Annotated in this window: 18 protein-coding genes and 2 pseudogenes; 6 read left to right on the top strand and 14 right to left on the bottom strand. The window is 68.8% G+C overall.

What is annotated here, in order from left to right:
• Window positions 1-6: 6 nt before the first annotated feature.
• From ACZ562_RS06755 to ACZ562_RS06740, 4 genes are all read right to left on the bottom strand, one after another.
• The gene (locus ACZ562_RS06755; protein WP_471174587.1) at window positions 7-1599 is read right to left on the bottom strand and encodes a sensor histidine kinase; all 1593 of its coding nucleotides are present in this window, start codon (window positions 1597-1599) and stop codon (window positions 7-9) included.
• Window positions 1596-2336 (bottom strand): response regulator transcription factor, encoded by a 741-nt coding sequence (locus ACZ562_RS06750; RefSeq protein ID WP_471174585.1) that lies wholly within the window; start codon window positions 2334-2336, stop codon window positions 1596-1598. The genes ACZ562_RS06755 and ACZ562_RS06750 overlap by 4 nt, the downstream gene beginning before the upstream one ends.
• A gap of 366 nt (window positions 2337-2702) precedes the next feature.
• Window positions 2703-3578, bottom strand: coding sequence for a DUF2797 domain-containing protein (locus ACZ562_RS06745; protein ID WP_471174583.1), 876 nt, complete (start codon window positions 3576-3578; stop codon window positions 2703-2705).
• Between the two features lie 49 nt (window positions 3579-3627).
• Complete coding sequence (locus ACZ562_RS06740; protein WP_471174581.1) at window positions 3628-3993, bottom strand: HGxxPAAW family protein; 366 nt, start codon at window positions 3991-3993, stop codon at window positions 3628-3630.
• Between the two features lie 119 nt (window positions 3994-4112).
• Here ACZ562_RS06740 and ACZ562_RS06735 point away from each other — a divergent pair, with 119 nt between their 5' ends.
• Window positions 4113-4604 (top strand): MarR family winged helix-turn-helix transcriptional regulator, encoded by a 492-nt coding sequence (locus tag ACZ562_RS06735; protein ID WP_471174579.1) that lies wholly within the window; start codon window positions 4113-4115, stop codon window positions 4602-4604.
• 593 nt (window positions 4605-5197) lie between these two features.
• On the opposite strand, the gene arsM is transcribed toward ACZ562_RS06735, so the two are convergent.
• Window positions 5198-6088, bottom strand: a complete 891-nt coding sequence (gene arsM / locus ACZ562_RS06730) for an arsenite methyltransferase (protein ID WP_471174577.1) — start codon at window positions 6086-6088, stop codon at window positions 5198-5200.
• A 107-nt stretch (window positions 6089-6195) separates the two neighbouring features.
• Between arsM and ACZ562_RS06725 the strand changes: the two genes are divergently transcribed.
• From ACZ562_RS06725 to ACZ562_RS06715, 3 genes are read left to right on the top strand one after another with little or no spacing between them, the layout of a single operon-like run.
• Complete coding sequence (locus tag ACZ562_RS06725; protein WP_471174575.1) at window positions 6196-6570, top strand: ArsR/SmtB family transcription factor; 375 nt, start codon at window positions 6196-6198, stop codon at window positions 6568-6570.
• Window positions 6567-7301, top strand: a complete 735-nt coding sequence (locus ACZ562_RS06720; protein ID WP_471174573.1) for an aquaporin — start codon at window positions 6567-6569, stop codon at window positions 7299-7301. Before ACZ562_RS06725 ends, ACZ562_RS06720 begins: the two co-directional genes overlap by 4 nt.
• Before the next feature lie 32 nt (window positions 7302-7333).
• Window positions 7334-7756 (top strand): arsenate reductase ArsC, encoded by a 423-nt coding sequence (locus tag ACZ562_RS06715; RefSeq protein ID WP_471174571.1) that lies wholly within the window; start codon window positions 7334-7336, stop codon window positions 7754-7756.
• Window positions 7757-7854: 98 nt separating this feature from the next.
• Here ACZ562_RS06715 and ACZ562_RS06710 read toward each other — a convergent pair whose 3' ends face one another.
• Both ACZ562_RS06710 and ACZ562_RS06705 read right to left on the bottom strand, forming a co-directional pair.
• Window positions 7855-10074 carry a tetratricopeptide repeat protein gene (locus tag ACZ562_RS06710; protein ID WP_471174569.1) on the bottom strand — a complete coding sequence of 740 codons (2220 nt, stop codon included), beginning with the start codon at window positions 10072-10074 and terminating at the stop codon, window positions 7855-7857.
• Between the two features lie 15 nt (window positions 10075-10089).
• Window positions 10090-10455, bottom strand: coding sequence for a hypothetical protein (locus tag ACZ562_RS06705; protein WP_471174567.1), 366 nt, complete (start codon window positions 10453-10455; stop codon window positions 10090-10092).
• 718 nt (window positions 10456-11173) lie between these two features.
• On the opposite strand from ACZ562_RS06705, the gene ACZ562_RS06700 reads away from it, so the two are divergent.
• The gene (locus ACZ562_RS06700; protein ID WP_471174565.1) at window positions 11174-11728 is read left to right on the top strand and encodes a DUF4760 domain-containing protein; all 555 of its coding nucleotides are present in this window, start codon (window positions 11174-11176) and stop codon (window positions 11726-11728) included.
• Between the two features lie 29 nt (window positions 11729-11757).
• On the opposite strand, the gene ACZ562_RS06695 is transcribed toward ACZ562_RS06700, so the two are convergent.
• Together ACZ562_RS06695 and ACZ562_RS06690 are read right to left on the bottom strand one after the other, a co-directional pair.
• On the bottom strand, window positions 11758-12324 hold the full coding sequence (locus ACZ562_RS06695; protein WP_471174563.1) for a GNAT family N-acetyltransferase: 567 nt from the start codon (window positions 12322-12324) through the stop codon (window positions 11758-11760).
• A pseudogene (locus ACZ562_RS06690) lies at window positions 12321-13030 on the bottom strand (GntR family transcriptional regulator). The gene ACZ562_RS06695 and the pseudogene ACZ562_RS06690 overlap by 4 nt, the downstream one beginning before the upstream one ends.
• Window positions 13031-13165: 135 nt before the next feature.
• On the opposite strand from ACZ562_RS06690, the gene ACZ562_RS06685 reads away from it, so the two are divergent.
• On the top strand, window positions 13166-13468 hold the full coding sequence (locus tag ACZ562_RS06685; protein WP_471174561.1) for a tyrosine-type recombinase/integrase: 303 nt from the start codon (window positions 13166-13168) through the stop codon (window positions 13466-13468).
• Between the two features lie 131 nt (window positions 13469-13599).
• Here the strand turns inward: ACZ562_RS06685 and ACZ562_RS06680 are convergent, their stop codons facing one another.
• The 5 genes and pseudogenes from ACZ562_RS06680 to ACZ562_RS06660 form a co-directional block, all read right to left on the bottom strand.
• Window positions 13600-13815, bottom strand: coding sequence for a hypothetical protein (locus tag ACZ562_RS06680; protein WP_471174559.1), 216 nt, complete (start codon window positions 13813-13815; stop codon window positions 13600-13602).
• Between the two features lie 544 nt (window positions 13816-14359).
• Window positions 14360-15600, bottom strand: a pseudogene (locus tag ACZ562_RS06675) (ISAs1 family transposase).
• Window positions 15601-16016: 416 nt separating this feature from the next.
• Window positions 16017-17102 carry an ice-binding family protein gene (locus tag ACZ562_RS06670; RefSeq protein ID WP_471174809.1) on the bottom strand — a complete coding sequence of 362 codons (1086 nt, stop codon included), beginning with the start codon at window positions 17100-17102 and terminating at the stop codon, window positions 16017-16019.
• A gap of 986 nt (window positions 17103-18088) precedes the next feature.
• A complete protein-coding gene (locus ACZ562_RS06665; protein ID WP_471174557.1) occupies window positions 18089-18313 on the bottom strand; it encodes a hypothetical protein in 225 nt (74 codons plus the stop codon).
• Window positions 18314-18357: 44 nt separating this feature from the next.
• Window positions 18358-18591, bottom strand: a complete 234-nt coding sequence (locus tag ACZ562_RS06660) for a hypothetical protein (protein ID WP_471174555.1) — start codon at window positions 18589-18591, stop codon at window positions 18358-18360.
• Window positions 18592-19371: the final 780 nt, after the last annotated feature.

Genomic DNA, 19371 nt, shown 5'->3' with positions numbered 1-19371 from the left:
CTTTCGTCAAACCCCCTGTTGCACCCATATGGCGGCGCTGTGCTGTGCCTGTGAGTGCGTTTGCCAGTTCGTTTCGGGCGCCGGACGGGGCGTCAGCGGGCCGAGCGCGGGCAGGTGCAGGGTGAACGCGGTGCGTCCCGGGACGCTGTCGACGGTCACGGCGCCGCCGTGCGCGGAAGCGACGGCCTGCACGATCGCCAGGCCCAGACCCGTCGAACCGGAGGCGCGGGAACGCGACGAGTCGCCGCGTGCGAACCGTTCGAAGACACGTGGGAGCAGGTCGGGCGGGATGCCCTGGCCGTCGTCCTCCACGTCCACGCACAGCCACGGCCCGCGCCGCTGTACGCGCGCGGTGACGGTCGTACCGGATGGGGTGTGCGTTCTCGCGTTCGCCAGCAGGTTGACCAGCACCTGTTGGAGGCGCGCGGCGTCCGCCGACACGAGCGCGGGCTCGTCGGGCAGGTCGAGCCGCCAGTTGTGGTCCCGGCCGGCCGCGCGCGCGTCACTGATGGTGTCCACGACGAGCGGCACGAGGTCTGTCTGCTCGAACTGGAGCGGCCGCCCGGCGTCCAGGCGCGCGAGCAGCAGCAGGTCCTCGACGAGCAGGGTCATCCGGCCCGCCTCGGACTCGATCCGTCCTAGCGCGTGCCGGGTGTCGGGGCCGACCTCTTCGCGTCCGCGTCTGGTGAGCTCGGCGTAGCCGCGGATGGAGGCGAGGGGGGTTCTGAGTTCGTGGCTCGCGTCGGCCACGAACTGGCGTACCCGCGTCTCGCTCTGCTGGCGTGCGTGCAGCGCGCCGTGCACATGGTCGAGCATGCGGTTCAGCGCGGCGCCGACCTGGCCGACCTCGGTGTGCGGATCGGTCTCGGACTCGGGCACCCGCTCACTGAGGTGCACCTCGCCGGTGTGCAGGGGCAGTTCGGAGACACGGGTGGCGGTGGCGGCGACCTTGCGGAGGGGACGGGTGGCGAGGCCGACGAGCACGTAGCCGGCTATGACGGCGGCGCCGAGACCGGCGGCTGTGACGCTCATCTCGACGAGGATCAGGGTGTTGATGGTGCTGTTGACCGTGTCGGTCGGCAGCGCGACGTAGTAGTCGGCGCCGTCGTTTCCGTGGACGTACATCACGCGGTACTCGCCGAGCCCTGAAACGGTCACGGTGTGCCAGCCGGTCGTGGGCACGCCGACGAACGCGGCCCGCTGGACCGCGCTCAGCTCGGTGGCCTTCATGCGCCAGGCGTCGGTGTCCTCCTGATCGGCGACCACCGCCTTGGTGATCGTGCCTCCGGCACCGACCTGGGCGGCCACGGTCCCCTTCTGCGTCGGCCCGTTGCTGACGAAGCCGTCGATGCGGTCCTGCCCCGAGGTGCTCGGGCCGTTGTCCTTGCCGAAGGGAGGTCCCGCGAGACGCTTCCCGGCATCCCGGACCTGCCCGTTCAACTGCTTGTCGAGATGGGACTTCAGCGCGAGCGTGGTCACGGTTCCGATGACCGCGCAGACGACTGCGATGAGCGCCACCGACGCGACGACGAGCCGTGTCCGCAGCGTGCGCGGCTTGCCCGCTCGCTTCTGCGGACGGGTCCGTCGTCTCCCGCTCATGACGCGGCGGGCTTGATCAGGTAGCCGGCGCCCCGACGCGTGTGGATCATCGGCTCCCGGCCGGCGTCGATCTTGCGGCGCAGGTAAGAGATGTAGAGCTCGACGACGTTGGCCTGGCCGCCGAAGTCGTACGACCACACGCGGTCGAGGATCTGCGCCTTGCTGAGCACGCGGCGCGGATTGCGCATCAGGAAGCGCAGCAGCTCGAACTCGGTGGCGGTGAGGTGGATGCTGTCGCCGTTGCGCGACACCTCGTGGCTGTCCTCGTCCAGGGTGAGGTCACCGACGACCAGGACGGAGTCGGAGCGGCGGTCGGCGGCACCGGAGCGGCGGATGAGCCCGCGCAGCCGGGCGACGACCTCTTCGAGGCTGAACGGCTTGGTGACGTAGTCGTCGCCGCCGGCGGTCAGGCCCGCGATGCGGTCCTCCACGGCGTCCTTCGCCGTCAGGAACAGCACCGGCACGTCGGGCAGCTCGCGCCGCAGCCTGCCGAGGACCGTCAGCCCGTCCATGTCGGGCAGCATCATGTCCAGGACGACGGCGTCCGGACGGAACTCGCGGGCGGTCTGGATCGCGCCGGTCCCGTCACCCGTACTCCGGATCTGCCAGCCTTCATAGCGAAGAGCCATGGACAGCAGTTCGGTGATCGACAGCTCGTCATCCACCACAAGCACTCGGACGGCGCTCCCGTCCGGCCTCAGCAGTTCGGTGCGCCCCTGGGGCGAGGTCGTGGTCATGGTGGAAACCTTGTCGGTGTCCTCTGAGAACACACTTTCACCAGTCTGTGATTTTCCTGAGAAACTCACAGGCGGCTCTCAGGCAACGCCGGGGGATCCCTTGACGGGCCCTTGCGGTGCCCGGTTTCCGGCACCTCGCGCGCTCGGCTTATGGCCCGGGCCGGCTCAGTCCCCGCCCCGCTCGAAGCCGTGGCTGTGCTCGACCCTGGCGATGTGCAGGGACTACCGCTCGTACCAGTGCTCACGCCCGTACGCCTTGGCCGCGCGGTGCCCCGTGTGGTGGCGCCACTCCTCGATTCCGGCCAGATCCCGGAAGTAGGCGACGGTGATGGACAGCCCGCCTGGCGTGCGGGCGGAGTCCTCGCCTCAGAACAGCCCGTCCTGAAGCGAAGCCGCATCAGCCTTGAACTCCCGTACGGGTACGGTGAGTCGGCCGCCCGTCGCCGGGACCAGCTCCCACCCGGTGATCAGCCTGGTGTCGAGCACGACGACCCCGCGACCGGTCGCCAGATGCAGATCCGGCCCGACGGCCGCCACCAGCCCGCCGCTCACCGCACCACCCGCGACGAGCCCGGTCACGCTCCCGACGGCAGCCGGTACGCCGTCCAGCCCGAACACCCCCACGTGGTCGACGGGTTGACAGGGCTCACGCTCCAGCGACTCCGGCCAGCCGCCGAGCGCCAAGGCCCTCGCATGCAGCTCCACGACCTCGGCCGCCCGCTCGGCCGCCGTCCGGGGCAGCGCGGACCGCACCGCGCGCTTGCCGGCGTACGGAATCCGGTCCGGGACCCGGAGTGCTGCGCGCAGCAGCTCCTCGGTGCGCCGCGCCGCCATCAGCGGCCCCACACCCAGCCAGCTGAAGCAGACGGCCCCCTGCTCCAGCAGCCGCGCCGGCCCCCGCTCCAGCGCGGTGATCCCGACCTTGACCATCCCGGGCCCGAACCACGCCAGATATACGTGGTACGGCCGCGGGTCGTCCGCGATCGTGTCGGCGGCCACGGAGTGCGCACGGTCCAGCCGCGCGCACTCCTCGCACCGCGCCCCCGTACTCCGTCCCGGAACGGTCGCCCGCACCGGACAGCCATGCCCCCGCGCCCCGACGCACGACCGCACGCCCCCTTCCGCGACCCCGAAGGCCACCTGTTTCGCCCAGGCCAGCGCACTGCGCCGGCCGCCGTCCCACATCAGAACGGGACCGTCCGCCGACCACCGCAGCCCCGAACATCTCCACGACTGTGCCATCTCTCCCGAGAGTAGGGGGCACCACTGACAACCTCGCCCGCGGCGAGTCTCAGCCGGCGGTGTCGGCGGCGGGTTCGGGTGCCGCGGTCACCGAGCCGGGCACAGCCACCTCGGCGGTACGCCGCCCCCGCCCCGCCAGCCGGCACCCGACGCACCCGGGATGTCCCTCACGCGCCGCCAGATCCCGCCTCCCCCACCGCTCCCTGGGCCGAGGCCCCGGCGGCTTGCCCCAACCGGCGAGGTGCAGGGCCCAGGTGACGAGCACGCTCACCACCTCGATGACGAGTCCGCCCGCCAGGAGCGGGGCCGACACCGTACAGATCCCCAGCCCCAGCACGGAGGCCCCGATGGTCGCGATGCCGAATCCGGTCCAGCCCGCGACCGTGTGCCCCTCGTCGTACAGATGTCCGCTCACGTACCTGCCTCCTCTTGGGCAGCGGAACTTCCCTGTCTCCGTGAGAGAATGAAACCCCTCACCGCCTAAGCAATTTACTACATAAATCTCTCACGACCTAAGGGAATCGGAACACAGTCATGCGCGCCAAGCCCCGCCCCGCCGCCACTCCGGCCCAGGCGCTGTCCGCGATGGACTCGCTCGTCGCGGCCCACCTGCTCGGCCAGCAGGAGATGGCCCAGCGGCTGGGCCTGAACATCACCGACCTGCTGTGCTTCGCCTACGTCCTGAAAGCCGGCGAGAACCTCCTCACCGCGGGCGACCTCGCGCAACACGCCCACGTCACGACGGGCGCCGTCACCGGCATCCTCAACCGCCTCGAACGCGCGGGCTACGTCACCCGCGTCCCCGACCCGAAGGACCGCCGCCGCGTCCGCGTAGCCGCCCAGCCGGCCGCGGTGACCCGCGCCCACGCCCTCTACGGCCCGTACTACGACCGCCTCAACACGCTCTTCGCCGAATACTCCCCCGACGAAATCGCCGTACTCACCGACTGGTTCACCCGCACGACGACCCTGGCCCACGCATACATCGAGGAACTTCGCGACCAGGACGGCGACGCGTCTGCATAGAGAGGAGTCCAGCGGAGTACGGCCTCTGCCGTGGATCCGGGCGCCGCGCGCCGGACGGAAGCGTCCCCCGCCGCCCGGAGCGGAGCATCGTCCCGAGCTCACCGGGCGCACGGCGGTTCCGTGCGGTTCCTCGGCGGATGCTGATGGTGTGGCTGGCCCGACCCCGATACGGGAGGAGACCCCATGGTTCCGGCGGACCGGCGACGGGATCGTTGAACCCAGCAGATCCAGGGGACCACCCTCCTCTGCACCGAGCGGTTGAGGACGGGTACAGCGGGCCCTGATCTCCGTTCCCCTGGTCCTCGCGACGGCTAACGGGTCAGGCAGGCGATTACTCCAGGTGCCCTTGGCGACCCCACACATGGTCTTCGTCGCTTGACAGGACAGATCGCCATGAACCGTCCGACGCCACGGGCGGTACGGGCGGGGACGGATGCCGTGTTTCGCTGCCGTACGCCCCCGAAACGCACGCGGCCCCGAATCTCTCGGGGCCGCGTGCGACCAACCAGGCCGCTTCCTCGGTGATCACCAGGTTCCCGGCAAGCGGATCAGCCTCTGCCTCCACCTCACCGTCCGGTGCCGGCAGCGTGTCGTCAGTCCTGGCAGCCGCAGCCGCTCGCGGCCTTGGCCTCGGCGACGGTGGCCGACGGATCGGCGGCCTGCTCGTCGGGGGTGCAACAAGCACTGACGCCACAGCAAGCGGCGGTCGCGGGGGAGCCGTTCGCCTCGGTCGCCCTGGTGGGCTTGACGGCACGGACGATCGCAGAGTGCATGCCGTCGGCGACCGCATGGGTGGGAGTGATCTCGACCTGCGTGAAGCCGGCCGCCTCCAGTCCCTGGCGGTATTCGGCGAAGGACAGGGCACCGGCGATGCAGCCGACGTAGTCGCCGCGCTCGGCCCGCTGACCGGGTGTGAGGGTGTCGTCCGCGACGACGTCGGAGACGCCGACGCGACCGCCGGGCTTGAGGACGCGGAAGGTCTCGGCGAACACGGCGGGCTTGTCGACGGACAGGTTGATCACGCAGTTCGAGATCACCACGTCGATGGTGTTCGCAGGCAGCGGGATGGCTTCGATGGCGCCCTTGAGGAACTCCACGTTCACCGCGCCCGCCTTCTCGGCGTTGGCCAGGGCGAGGGCGAGCATCTCGTCGGTCATGTCGAGCCCGTACGCCCTGCCGGCGGGGCCGACGCGCCGGGCGGAAAGCAGGACGTCGATACCCCCGCCCGAACCCAGGTCGAGGACCCGTTCGCCCTCACGCAGTTCAGCGACGGCGGTCGGGTTGCCGCAGCCGAGTGACGCGGCGACAGCCTCGGCGGGCAGCGCGTCGCGATCGTCGGCGGCGTACAGGGTGGAGCCGAAGCTCTCGTCGACCTCGACCGGCTGCGGCCCGCAACAGGCGGTGCCCCCCTCGGTCACCTTCACGGCCGCCGCCGCGTACCGCTGGCGGACCGTTTCCCGCAGGTTGATGGACTGCTCGCTCATGACTCACTCCAAGGTGACGGGGACGCGGAGCGGCCCCGGAAACCGGCTGTATTGATGTTCGTTGATGCAAGCTTGCGCCTTGAATCGAAGGATGTCAACATAGAGGCATGTCGAAACAAGAGCTTGAGGTCATCGGGCAGGACACCGCCTGCTGCGCAGGTCTGTCCCACGCGCCGCTGGACGAGGACCAGGCGGCCGAGCTGGCGAAGGTGTTCAAGGCCCTGGGCGATCCGGTCCGACTGCGGCTGATGTCGATGATCGCCTCGCGCGGAGAGGGCGGTGAGGTCTGCGTGTGCGAGCTGACCCCGGCCTTCGAGCTGTCCCAGCCGACGATCTCCCACCACCTCAAGCTGCTCCGGCAGGCCGGACTCATCGACTGTGAGCGGCGCGGGACCTGGGTCTACTACTGGGTGCTGCCCGGCGTCCTGGACCGGCTCGCAGCGTTCCTGACCACGCCGCAGGCCGCCGGGGTCACGGCGTGAGCGCGCCGCTCGGCCGCCGCGCCGCAGCCGAGGCGATCGGGACCGGGCTGCTGGTCGCGGTCGTCGTCGGTTCCGGCATCCAGGCCACCGAGCTCTCGCACGACGTCGGCGTGCAGCTGCTCGCCAACTCACTCGCCACCGTCTTCGGCCTCGGCGTGCTCATCGCGCTCCTCGGGCCGGTCTCCGGCGCGCACTTCAACCCTGCCGTCACCCTCGCCGCCTGGTTCACCGGCCGCCGCAACGCCGACGGCCTGACACTACGGGACCTCGCCGCGTACATCCCTGCCCAGATCGCCGGGGCGATCAGCGGGGCGGTCCTGGCCGACGCGATGTTCGCCAAGCCGCTGGTCGCGTGGTCCACGCACGACCGTTCCGCCTCTCACCTGTGGCTCGGTGAGGTGGTCGCCACAGCCGGGCTGATCCTGTTGATCTTCGGCCTCGACCGCATCGGCCGCACCCCTCTGGCTCCGGCCGCCGTGGCCTCCTACATCGGGGCCGCATACTGGTTCACCTCGTCCACATCGTTCGCGAACCCGGCGGTGACCATCGGCCGGGCCTTCACCGACACCTTCGCCGGGATCGCGCCCCCCTCCGTCGTCCCCTTCATCGCTGCTCAGTCGGCCGGTGCAGTGGTCGGGCTGGTCATCGTGGCCGCGGTGTACGGCCGCCCCGCTCCCACCGGAGACGAGGTCGTCGTCCCGCACGGCGAACCCGAACTCGCCTCCTCCTGACCTGCCCACGCTCCCGAGAAGGACTCCCTGCCATGAGCGCTCCCGCCCCGCTTGCGTCGGTGCTGTTCGTCTGCGTCCACAACGCCGGCCGCTCCCAGATGGGCGCCGCCTTCCTCAGCCATCTCGCCGGTGACCGGGTCGAGGTCCGCTCGGCCGGCTCCGCCCCCGCCGACACCGTCAACCCGGCCGTGGTCGAAGCGATGAATGAGGTCGGCATCGACATCTCCGACCAGAAGCCGAAGGTCCTCACCACCGAGGCCGTGCAGTCCTCGGACGTGGTGATCACCATGGGCTGCGGGGACACCTGCCCGGTCTTCCCCGGCAAGCGGTACCTGGACTGGCAGCTGCACGACCCGGCGGGCCAAGGCATCGACGCGGTCCGGCCCATCCGGGACGAGATCGAGCAGCGCGTGCGTCGCCTGCTCACCGAGCTCGGTATCCGGGCGGTGGCGTGACCACCTGTTCCGCGTGGACGGTTCAGAGACCCCCGAAAGCTGCGCTCACCGAGAGTTGCCCGAGCGGCAGAGCTCCGACAACAAGAGACCGGCATCTCTCAGCCCTGAGGCAATGATCCGGACGATGACGACGGTCCGGCGGCGGCATCGCGGGCGAGGGCGAGGTTGTTGCGGGCGGTGACGGTGTCGGGATGGTCGGGGCCCAGAATGCGCTCGTAGTCGGCCAGCACCCGCTCGCTGAGGTCGAGGGCGTCCTGGACCCGCCCGGCATCGCCGTAGGAGACGGCCAGATTGTTGCGGGCGGTGACGGTGTCAGGATGGTCGGGGCCCAGAATGCGCTCGTAGTCGGCCAGCACCCGCTCGCTGAGGTCGAGGGCGTCCTGGACCCGCCCGGCATCGCTGTAGGAGACGGCCAGGTTGTGGCGGGCGGTGAGGGTGTCGGGGTGGTCGGGGCCCAGGATCCGCCCGCGGTCGGTGTGGACCCGCTCGCTGAGGTCGAGGGCGTCCTGGACCCGCCCGGCATCGCTGTAGGAGACGGCGAGGTTGTGGCGGGCGGTGACGGTGTCGGGGTCGTCGGGGCCCAGGATCCGCTCGTAGTCGGCCAGCACCCGCTCGCGCAGGTCGAGGGCGTCCTGGACCCGCCCGGCATCGCCGTAGGAGACGGCCAGATTGTTGCGGGCGTCGAGGGCGGCGGGGTCGTCGGGGCCCAGAATGCGCTCGTAGTCGGCCAGCACCCGCTCGCGCAGGTCGAGGGCGTCCTGGACCCGCCCGGCAGCGCGGTAGGAGATGGCGAGGTTGTGGCGGGCGTCGAGGGTGTCGGGGTGGTCGGGGCCGTGGATGCTGCTGCTGAGACGGACGGTCGCATCGTCGTGCTCGATCGCCTGGTGGTAGAGGCCCGCTTCGGTCAGGCTGCTGCAGACCGTGTAGATGCACGGGTGGGTCGTGGGCTGCCACAGGGCGGGGCGGGTGAGCTGGTCGAGGTGGACCACGTTGGCGCGCAGCAGGGCGGCCAGTTCCCGTTCTTCGTGGTCGTGGCGGGGCCACACGCTCATGATCGCGTCACCGGCGGTGCGGGTTGTGGCGGGCAAGGTGCCGGGCGGAACGGTCTCCCGCACGGCGCGGGCCGTCAGAGCATGCATGCGCAGCGGAGCGGTGGCGGCATCCTGGGTGATCAGGGCGTAGGTGCGCAGGCATTCCAGCGCGTTGTGCACCTCTGTCTCGGTGACGGGCGGGTGGTACTTGCGCAGCCGGCGGCGCTGCGGCGGGCGTGCGGTGCGCAGGTGGCCGAGGGCTTCGGGAGTGGTCCACAAGGTCGCCGGGTGGCCGAGGGGGTCCATGAGGGAAGCGAGGTGCAACAGGGGCCGGGCCAGCCGGCTGGTGTCGGCTTCCTCGACCGCGTCGAGGGAGAGCAGCAGCGATGCGGTGACGGGTCGTCCGTAGCCTTCGGCGTCCGCGCTCGTCGGCAGCAGATCGCCCAGCCGGCTGCGGGTGTCGCGCAGCAGGGCGAGGTAGTCGGCCATCGTGGGCCGCTTGTTGATGAGATACGCGGCGGCATGGCCGAGCGCGAGGGGGAGGTGACCGAGTTCGGCCGCCATCTCGTCTGCCTGGGCGGGGTCGTGCAGGTGGGCGTGACCGGCATCGGTGAGCCGGCGCTCCAGGTAGGCGCGCGCCTCGGGATCCGTATAGAGGCCGATCCTGATCAGGACGCGGCCCTGGCCGCTGAGCTGGGCGTCCTCACGCCGGCTGGTCGCCAGCACCCAGCCGCGGCCGGACCCGCTGTCGGGCCACCACTCCCGGACGGCAGCAGGGTCGCTGACATCGTCCAGCACCACCAGCCACCGCCGCCCGGTCGCCGCCAGCCACCGCAGGAACAGCCGGGCCGCCCCCTCCACGTCGTCCGAGGAAACTCCGGAAAGCTGCAACCAGCCGGCCGCCTCCGCGTACGCGCTGATGACCTGGTCGGTGCCGGTGGCACGCACCCACACCAGCACATCCAGCCTCGCCCCGCCGGAACGCTCCCGACCCCGCAGCTCCCGCGCCAACGACGCGGCGAGCTGGCTCTTGCCCACCCCGCCAGGACCGGACAGCACCACATCACTGCCGTCGCCACGCGCCGCCCTGGCCTCGTTTCCCGCCTGGGTGCGGGGCTGGAAAGCCGCAGCCGGACGCGGCACATCGCCCACCAACACCGGCCACTCCACCGACGGACCCTGCACCGGCGCGGGATGCACATGCAGGTCCCCCGCCACCTGCGTCACATCCCCGTGCGCCCGCGCCTGCTGATGCGCACGCCGCTGCCCCGAACCCCCCACGACCATCCCCGCCCCCTTGCCTCAGGCCCGGTCCCCGCCGACCTGATCAATGTCCCCCGCGCCGTCGGAACGCGCCTTCTGCCGCACGTCCTCACGCCCCGCAGCACCCGGCGCCCCGGCCCCCGCGCCCTGGCTGCCACCCGTCTGCCGGACGCGGCCCCCTCCGCGCGCCGACTGCCGCACCCGGCGCGTCCCGGCCCCGCCGGCCTGCGACGCCCACCAGCCCAGCGCGGCCAGCACGCCCGCCGCCACCACACCCGCCACCGGAGCGATCACATCCCATGGATCGTCACCCCCCTTCGACACCAGCGCCCACGGCACCGCCACCGCGGCGAACGCCAGAGCCGACCCGGCCACCGCCACCAGCCACCGCGAAGCAGCCTGCACAACCAACCCCCGAGAAGATCCAGGTATCAGCCTCCGGACCGACCATGCTGGCACGCGGACACCCTCGCCCACCGCCCGAACCCGCAATCCCCCACCCGCCGACACGCGGCACCGTCCCACCTCGGACGGCGGAGCCCCAATCCTGAGTGTTCCAGGCCTCCATGCCGACCACCTCGGACAGTCGGCGAATCAAGTGCTCGAACTCGGTGGGCGTCAATTCACCAGCACGGGCCTGCGGTCCAGGTTGGCCACCACGTCCATGCTGGCCACCAGTCGGTACTTCGACGGGCCGAACTCGCTGACGGGCCGTATCGGTTCGCCCCGTTTCTAACGCCGCGGGTTCCCCGGCCCTGTATGCCTCGCGTTCCCCGTCCGACTGCCTGTTGAAGGCCGCCACCTCGTCAAGGCCTTGCTCTTCGGCCCGGCGGTGCCCGGCCCGCTTCTCGCTGTCAACCGCTGATGCCAAAGGCCCCTTGGGATCATCCCAAGGGGCCTTCAACCTGTGTGCACTCGGCAGGATTCGAACCTGCAACCTTCTGATCCGTAGGCGCGTTCACCCCGGACGCGCGGGGTGCCCACCAGCTACTCGGCGCCGTCAACCCACGGTCGTGCGCCGGTGTTGGTCCGTTGTTGTGTGCCGCTGTACGTGACCGTTGATGTCAGGCGTGATGTCAGAAACAGCCCCGCTAGCTGCGCGCCTTCCGTAAAGTATCCGGCCGTGACGTCGTATGAACTGTGGTCCCTGGTTGGTTCGTTCGGCTCCCTAGGCGTCAGTGTCATCGCCTTCGGCGCACTGGCGTGGCAGCTTCTCCTACTGTCTCGCAGTACAGCCCAAGATCACGACAGGCGGCGCAAGCAAGCGACCATGGAGTACCTCACGGCCAACATGGACCGGCGGAAGGAACTGTTCGATGAGGGGATACCGAATGAGCGCGATCACGGGGCCATCGCCGCTCTGATCAGCCTCTCGCTGTCAGGCGACCATCAATCGACCAAGCTGATCAATGCATACCTCACCACGTTCAACTTCCTGGCCGTAGGCGCGCAGACGGACGCCTTCGACCGAAGGGTCATCGACGAGGCATGGGGCGGCCTCATCATCGCCGTGTGGAACAACTACCGGCCCTGGATCGAAGCGAAGCGACAGGAGCACGGCGAGCCACGCGTGTGGGAGAACCTGGAGTGGCTGGCCGGCCAAATGGTCCCACGCCGGTCCGCCACTCCCGCTGGAGGCGGCGGGCACCTGCCCCCGCAGGGACAACCAGTGCCGTAGACGGCCCTTGGGGTCGACCGCTGCTCGTTCTAGGCGCCGCCAATACGTGCAGGCTCCGGGATCTCGTCCGCGAAGACGTGCTCGGTCGGGCGAGTTTGGCGCTGAGCCAGCCAACCTGACACCCGAGGGCCCCCGTTGATCGCTGCCCCCTCCAGGACCGTACGGACGTGCTCAAACCCCTGACGGAGGTAGTACGCCTGTAGGTCTTTGTTGGTCGTCCACGCGTCGAGCCGGAGCCACTTGGCCCCGGCTCGGTACGCACGGTCTCCGGCCCAGTCGAGCAGAAGTCCACCGAAGTTCCGTCCGGCATACGTGCGCGCCACGCTGAGTTTGTTTATGAACAGAGAGGGCTCGGCCAGTTCCTGCTCTGTCCAGAGCCCTTCTCCCACTTCAGGGGTCAGGGTGATCGTCGCCGCCGTTGCGTCGCCGTCCAGGACCATGAACACAGTTCCCGCCTGGATGGTCTCCAACAGCTTGTCAGCGGGGTAGGGGCATTGCCACTGGTCGGTGCCGAGACGGGAGAGCCAGGCTGCGGCTTCCTCACGGAAGGCCAGCAGCTTGGAGACGTCGGCCGGCTGGGCAGGGATGATTCTCACTGAGGCTCGTTCTCGCTGCGGGCCGACAGGTCACCGATCTCGTAGTTCATCCGGTTCAGGTCACCTCGGAATGTCGTGATGGTGCATCGGATGGGCCGCCCAGCCGAGTAGCCCGTACGCGTCCAAAGCATCACGGGAACACCTGCTCCGATGTCCAAAAGCCGTGCCTCCTCAGGTGTCGGCATCCGCGTAGCGATCTGGTCGAAGCAGCCGACCTGTTCGATACCGCGCGCCGCCAGGTACCGCGTGGTCCCCTCCTCTATGTCACCCGGCTCAGCCAGGCGGGGCGATTCGTCGACCAGCCACGACGGATAGTAGGTCGCCTGCGTCGACCAAGGGACGTCGTCCACAAAGCGATGACAGAACCGCAATACTGCCTTCGCACCAGCCTGGATCTTCAGACGCTCCGCGATCCCTCCGGGGCCGACAGCATCTCGACTCGGAAGGTCTGGTGCGGCCATCGACCCGCATTGGTGACGTCGGTGTTGTACGAGTCCCCGTTCTGCGGGAAGTTCAGGTTCTCGAACCGGGACGCGTTGAGTTCGAACACTTCGTGCGACTTGACCTCGTAGCCCAGTCCCTGGCCGGACGTGATCAGTCCTTCGCTGACCAGCAGACCTCGTGAACGGTCAGTTCCGCGTCCAGCACATCCGGCGTGAGCTGATCTTCGGCACTCCCAAGACCACGCGATCCATTCGCACGGTATCCCTGCCAAAGCACTGCATTCGGGCACTCACCCAGCACATGGCTCAACAGGAACAGGAACGCAAGGTCGCCGGGAAGGTGGCAGCCTGCGCCCGGACAGCCAGACAGCCTGATCTTCACCACGTCGACCGGCCGCGTGACCGACCCCCGCAGCCTGAACCGGATGCTCACCATCCTGTGCCGGGACGCTGGCGTGCGACGGGTGCGCGTGCACGACCTCCGACACACCTGTGCCTCACTCCTGCTGGCTCTGGGAGTGGATGCTCGCACGATCATGGAAACGCTCGGGCACAGCACGATCACGATGACGCTCGACACCTACGCGCACGTGATGAGTACGACGCTCAAAGCCGCCGCCGATCGAATGGACGACGCCCTTGGATTGGACGAGTCGAAGGAGGAATCCGACGGCGAGCACGAGCCGCACACCGAGGAGTGATCGGCACCTCAGGCCGCGTTGATGTCAGCGGTTGATGTCAAAGGCCCCCTGGGATGATCCCGGGGGGCCTTTGACCTGTGTGCACTCGGCGGGATTCGAACCTGCAACCTTCTGATCCGTAGGATCGGGCACTACGCCGTGTAGGGCGGCGACAGCCTCCAGTTTCGATCGTTCAGGTTAGCGATCATGTGCTTCTGTGTGACGTCGTTGCCGTCAGAGCTGCCGTCATTTTTGAACGGTGGCATCGCCGTCACCAGGGTCTTCCGACCCCCGCCGCAGCCAGCAAGGCCAACTCTGGTGACCATCACGTCAGCGGTCGCGGACAGCCCCACAAAGAGAATCGACAAGCAACGAGTGTCGTCGGCGCGTCAAGCATTTCCCGGGACCGGACAAGCCCCAGGCATCCGATTGAGTTACAACCTTCTTCACGGGTTCAAGCCCCGGCTGCGCTCCGCTCGGCCAGCGCGCTTCCCGGCTCTGGCTGCGCCCGCGCTCCTGCCTTCGGCCCGCTCGGCGCTGCCGCCGCCGACGCGCGCCCACATGTGGATAGTGCCGGTGGCCATGAGTCGATCACCGCATAGCACGGCCCACGGTCAAGACGATGCCTCCGGCGGGGATCGGCCGGCACCGGGATGGAGGGGGGCGCCGTTCGCGGCCGCGGGTCCGTAGTGGCGTGCGCGGGGAGCTCCCATCCCGTCCGCCATCGGCCCAGGCAGAGCCGAGCAGACGCGGCCCATGGCGTCCAGGTCGTTCGTACAGTGGCGCGCTCCACCTGGACGCCATGAACCACGCCCGCTCCACGGTGTGTGGGTCGACGGCGGACGGGATGGGAGCTGGGGTGGATGGTGGTTGAGGTCAGGGCCCCGGCGTTTGCCTTGGATGTCCGGTTGATTATGTAATGCCGTAGAGGGCGAGGACGCGGTGGCGTTCGGTGTGGGCTCGGCGTCTGGCGGCGGTGTTAACGTACCCGGCGAGCTTGAGTGCGCTGCGGATCAGGTCGCGGACGGCGGCGAGCACGGCGGGGGTCTTGCGGGTCCTGACCTGGGACTTGTCCTCGCCGAAGACAACATCACGTACCCAGTGGACGGTGTTCTCCACGGTCCAGTGCTCGCGGGCCCAGGCGGCGATCTCGGCGGCGGATGCATGTTCGGCGGGCAGGTCGGTGATGGCGTAGACGGTCTCGCTGGACCACTTCTTCGCTCCGTACGGGCGGCGTCTGCGCTGGATGCGCAGGACCTGGCGGGCATGTGGGAAGAGCAGGCCGTCGACGGTGACGACCTGCACATGACGCTGCTCGTGGCGGCCGTGGCCGCGGGCGTCGTCACGGTGGATCACGGGGACCTCTTTCCAGGGCAGCCGGTGGAGTTGGCGGGCCTGACCGCGCTGGTTGTTCTTGATCGTGAGGAGGTAGTGGGCGCCGCGTTCACGCAGGTAGGCGGCGTGGGCGTGCTGGGCGTGGAGAGCGTCGGCGGTGATGACCGCCCCGGCGAGGTCGGCATCGTCGACCTGGTCGAGCAGGGGCTGGAACTCGGGGATCTCGTTCGTCTTCGCGCCGATCTCACGCGAGGCGAGGGTGATGCCATCGCCGTGGCGGACCGCGGACAGCACGAAGACCTGACGGCCGTCGGGGCGCCTGGCGCCGCGCAGGCACTTGCCGTCCACCGCGATCGCCCGGCGCCTGCGGCGCACCGGATCGGCCTGGGCGGCAGCCTGGGGGCCCGGCGCTGTTCGCGCTCCTGGCCGCCGTCGGGCATCAGCGTCGTGGGAATGGCGCGCTCGTCGGGGAGCAGAGACTTCAGGTAGGCGAACCCGGCCGCGCTGAGCTCGGCCGGATCGAGGCGCCCCAGCACGCTGCGCAGGGTCTTCTCGCTCGGCACCCGGTAGGGGCCCAGGAGCGGGTGGTAAGGCAGGCCGAAGGCGGCCAGTTCCTCGGGTACCGCACGCCGGCACCACTCCGCCGCCGCGGTGACCGAGTCGTGGCCTGCGGGTGTCATTGCGCAGACCACCAGGGCCAGCAGGGAGGAGAGCCGGTAGCGCACCCCGCTGGCTCCGCGCGGATCGGCGAGGGCCTCGAACTCAGCGACCAGGCTGCGGACTTGATCCCGCGCGGAACCCTCATGCAGGGCTTCCAGAGGGGGTGCGGGGCAAACGGGAGCAGCGACGGGGGATGATGGTGGGGCGAATACGGCACCTTCGTGACTCTTGAAGCGTAGAGAACTCCATGATCCACAGGCGCCGTGTTCGCCTGCTTCCGGGGCTCGCCGCCGACATCAACCGACCCAAGTTCGGACGAGCCAGGCAAACGCCGGGGCCCTGGGCCACACGGGGCTTGTGGAGGGCCCGGTGCTCCGAGAGGGCACGCCGCCTGCGAGTGCCAGCGCCTCTACCCCGCACCCGAGGAACGGGCTACGACCTCACCGCTTGATCAGGAGCTTCGCTTCAGACGAACCGCACCCAACGCCATTGTCGCGGCCGCCGTCCGAGAGGGACTGCGGCCGCGACAGCGAAGTGGCTGCTGAGGGTTCGGTCCTCAGGCGGCCTCAGCCCCCTACGTGTTCCGGCGGCGGCGCAACCTGTATACGCCGGTACCGAGACCAACGAGCAGCAGTACCGAGCCGGCAGCCAGGCTGCCGCCGGCCATGGACAGGCCGCCGCCACCGGTGTCGACGCCACCGTGCGGCTTCTCAGGCTTGTGATTGTGATCGCCGGGAAGCTCGGGGCGACCGGTGGGTCCGGCAGATCCGGCAGGTCCGGCAGGTCCAGCAGGTCCAGCAGGTCCGGCAGGTCCAGCAGGTCCAGCAGGTCCGGTGGGTCCAGCAGGTCCGGGGGAGCCGGTGGGTCCGGGGGAGCCGGTGGGTCCGGGGGAGCCGGTGGGTCCGGGGGAGCCGGTGGGTCCAGCAGGTCCGGGGGAGCCGGACGGTCCCGGAGGTCCAGAGGGTCCGGGAGAGCCGGACGGTCCCGGAGGTCCAGAGGGTCCAGGGGAGCCGGAGGGTCCGGGAGGTCCGGACGGCCCGGGAGGTCCGGGCGGGCCAACCGTACAGGCCGCCCTCGTGATGGTGTTGTCGTCCAGCGTGACAGAGCCATTACGTGCCAAGGCCCGGCCTTCGATCACCGCGCCGGTCTGGGCCGTGATGGAGGTCAGGGCCAGGATGTTGCCCTTGAAGAAGGACGTGGTTGCAAGGGTGGCGGAGCTGCCCACCTGCCAGAAGACGTTGCAGGCCTGGGCTCCCCTGATGAGTCTGACGTTGCTCGACGAAGCCGTGATAAGGGTCGAAGGGATCTGGAAGATGAAGACGGCATTGGGGTCGTCCTGGCCGTCAAGAGTGACGGTTCCGGTGATTCCCAGTGACGAGCTGGCCGTGTAGACACCGGGCGACAGAGTTTGTCCGCCGATGTCGGCCGAAACGGCGGTACCGGGGCCCCTGCCTGCCGCGTCGTTGTAGGCGATGGTCAGGTCGGACTGCGCCTGAGCTGCCGCGGCGTTGCCGATGTTCTGGTCTCCGTTGACGATTCCCGGCGGAAAGCCCGTCACCGCGCTGCCTGGGCTGAGCCCCAGGTCACCGTTGATAACGGTGGGACCCGTATTCGTGATCGTTTGGCCGCCTAGGACCGCATAGCTGGTTGCGGTCCCCATACCCACGGGCGCTTCGGCGGCCCGCGCGAGGTCTGAACTCAGGGTGATCGATGCCAGGAGCCCCACGGTCAGCAGGAAGAGGACTCCCTCTCTGAGCCGATTGCGTTTACGCCTTGTGCCAGGTGGAGCCAACTGGGTGGCATCCAAAGCCATAGCAGGACCTTCCTTACTGCTGTCGAGCTCAGTCCTCTCAGAAGAGCGTTCCGAGCGCCCACGACGAATACTGGTCAGGCCGCAAGCACCCGTACTTGGCCCGACCTGCAGGCTCACCCTGCGCGGGGCGCAGAGCGACTCCCCTACCGAAGGTGATGTGGCTCCACATGGCAGCACATATGCGCACAAGAGGGCAATAAGCGACATGCCGGTATGGTCAGTATGGATTAGTGATGGAATGTCAGACGGATGCCTGCGTCACCTCTCTATGTCTGGCAGGTCGTCAGGGGTGTGTTCATTCCAGGGGAGTAGAGAAAGGCAGAGCAGGGACGGTCGCTCCGCGGGTACCTCGATGTCTGCCCGATGGCAGGAAGCCGGCCGAGGTGGTGGCTCCGGACACGACGAGGTCCCGCTCACCTTCCGTTCGAGTGCGAGCGGGGCTGTGTTTGTCGGTCAGTCTTCGTCGGCGGCTTCCAATGCACGTTCGATCTGCTCATTCGCCCGCTGCTGGTTGCGGTGAATCGCCTTGGCAATAGAACCGGAAAAGGACCGCGATGCTGTGTCCAGCACGTCGGGCAACCTCTACAGGAGAGACCCCGGACTCGAGCCAGAGCGCAACGTCGATGGGTTAGGCGGCCACTGTCACCGGCCGCCTAACCCATCGACGTTGTGCCTACACCGGAGTACGTCGAACTGTCCGAACGGCTCGATGCCATAAACGCCAGACTGGACGGTCTGTTGCAGGTCTTCCAGCAACTCGGTGATGAGAGCGTGGCGACTACGCATCGAGTGGCCACATCGCCCTTGTTTTCAAGGTGCGTTGCTTCGGCATGTCAGCTACTCGACTCCGGGCCCCAGTGCTCAGGCCCCACTCCGCGCCAGTCGATCCACGGTGACTCCGCCACCTCCGCCGGGTCGATCTCCAGTCCGGCTCGGCGGAGGAACTCCGCGACGTCGGCCACGTTGTGGGCCAGGCCGAGGATCTCGCCGTCCACGCGCACGCGTCGGCCGCCTGTGGGCGACGGCGGATGGACGGTCACGCGAATCGGTCCGGACATGCCTTCAGGATCTTCCGGGACATGCGGCCCAGCATTCCAGCGCGTCATTGATGAGGCCGCTGACGCACGTCACCGTCTGACCGTCCCAGGTCACGCAGCTCCCACCAGGCTGCGGGGCTTGGGCGCCGATGCTGCCAATAGGGATGGAAGAACAGCTGAGCCGACAGCCGGTACAGACGCCGGCGCAGTTCGGTACGGCCGGGCCGCTCGGCGAGCTGCCGGTAGGTGGCACTCCACTCCTGCTGCGCTTGGGCGAGGTCGTCGGGAAGCGGTCGCATGACCAAATTCAAGCGCGTGTTCGATTTTCTAGGCCACCAAAGAGGCCATGTTCGGCAGCATGGCGGACAGACCTGGACGCACCTTGGGCGGCACGCCTCGCCCCCCACCCCGCGCCGAAGCCGAGACCGCGGTGGCGAGCCACCCCTGAGCGCTCACCTGGCCAGGAGCAAGCGCTCGGCCGGTCGCCACCGTCTCAGTTTCCGTCTCATTCACCGCCGTTCGCGGACGTTCAGACGAGACCAGAAGCCCACTCCTGCACACCGACCAGCCGCCCATGAACGCAGGTGAACGCCCCCGTACGCAGTCCAAGAGCCCACCAACACAGTTGGAAAGCGTGCATCTGTCGGCGTGCGGCGATGGTGTGCGGTCGGCGCTGTCAGGTCTCTCGCGGGCGTCAACGAAGCCCGACCGGTTACGTCTTGTGCCGTTTTCGGCCCGGCTAGCTAAAGCGTTAGCAAAGAATCGATGGCCTATTTGGGTATTTATGCTGCACTTCATCTTAGGCTTGTGGGAATAGTTGCAGCCTTGATTAACCACGTTTGGAATCAAGACGGCGCATCGAGCCTGATTAGCGGGTTGGCGTGACTCAAAAATGAGTAGAAGCCGCGCGCCAAGTGGTAGGCCCCGACTTCTAGTTGGACGTGCACGAACGCTTTGCGCCAGCTCCACCAGTGCCTTCAACATGATGCCGAACAAAGCGATGCCCGCCTCGGCTGCGGAGCTTGCCAGCGTGCGGCCGGGGCGGGCACTGAACCCTTGGAGGGTTGCTGATGAGTCTG

The sequence above is a fragment of the Streptomyces sp. NPDC040410 genome, from assembly GCF_055595715.1.
Note: the sequence above shows the minus strand (reverse complement) of the source record. Positions and strands in the feature narration are given on the sequence as shown.

Coding starts and splice junctions, on each gene's coding strand:
- ACZ562_RS06755 (WP_471174587.1), bottom strand. CDS start 1,599: ATGAGCGGGAGACGACGGACCCGTCCGCAGAAGCGAGCGGGCAAGCCG.
- ACZ562_RS06750 (WP_471174585.1), bottom strand. CDS start 2,336: ATGACCACGACCTCGCCCCAGGGGCGCACCGAACTGCTGAGGCCGGAC.
- ACZ562_RS06745 (WP_471174583.1), bottom strand. CDS start 3,578: ATGGCACAGTCGTGGAGATGTTCGGGGCTGCGGTGGTCGGCGGACGGT.
- ACZ562_RS06735 (WP_471174579.1), top strand. CDS start 4,113: ATGCGCGCCAAGCCCCGCCCCGCCGCCACTCCGGCCCAGGCGCTGTCC.
- arsM (WP_471174577.1), bottom strand. CDS start 6,088: ATGAGCGAGCAGTCCATCAACCTGCGGGAAACGGTCCGCCAGCGGTAC.
- ACZ562_RS06725 (WP_471174575.1), top strand. CDS start 6,196: ATGTCGAAACAAGAGCTTGAGGTCATCGGGCAGGACACCGCCTGCTGC.
- ACZ562_RS06715 (WP_471174571.1), top strand. CDS start 7,334: ATGAGCGCTCCCGCCCCGCTTGCGTCGGTGCTGTTCGTCTGCGTCCAC.
- ACZ562_RS06710 (WP_471174569.1), bottom strand. CDS start 10,074: ATGGTCGTGGGGGGTTCGGGGCAGCGGCGTGCGCATCAGCAGGCGCGG.
- ACZ562_RS06670 (WP_471174809.1), bottom strand. CDS start 17,102: ATGGGGACCGCAACCAGCTATGCGGTCCTAGGCGGCCAAACGATCACG.
- ACZ562_RS06665 (WP_471174557.1), bottom strand. CDS start 18,313: ATGTCCGGACCGATTCGCGTGACCGTCCATCCGCCGTCGCCCACAGGC.
- ACZ562_RS06660 (WP_471174555.1), bottom strand. CDS start 18,591: ATGCGACCGCTTCCCGACGACCTCGCCCAAGCGCAGCAGGAGTGGAGT.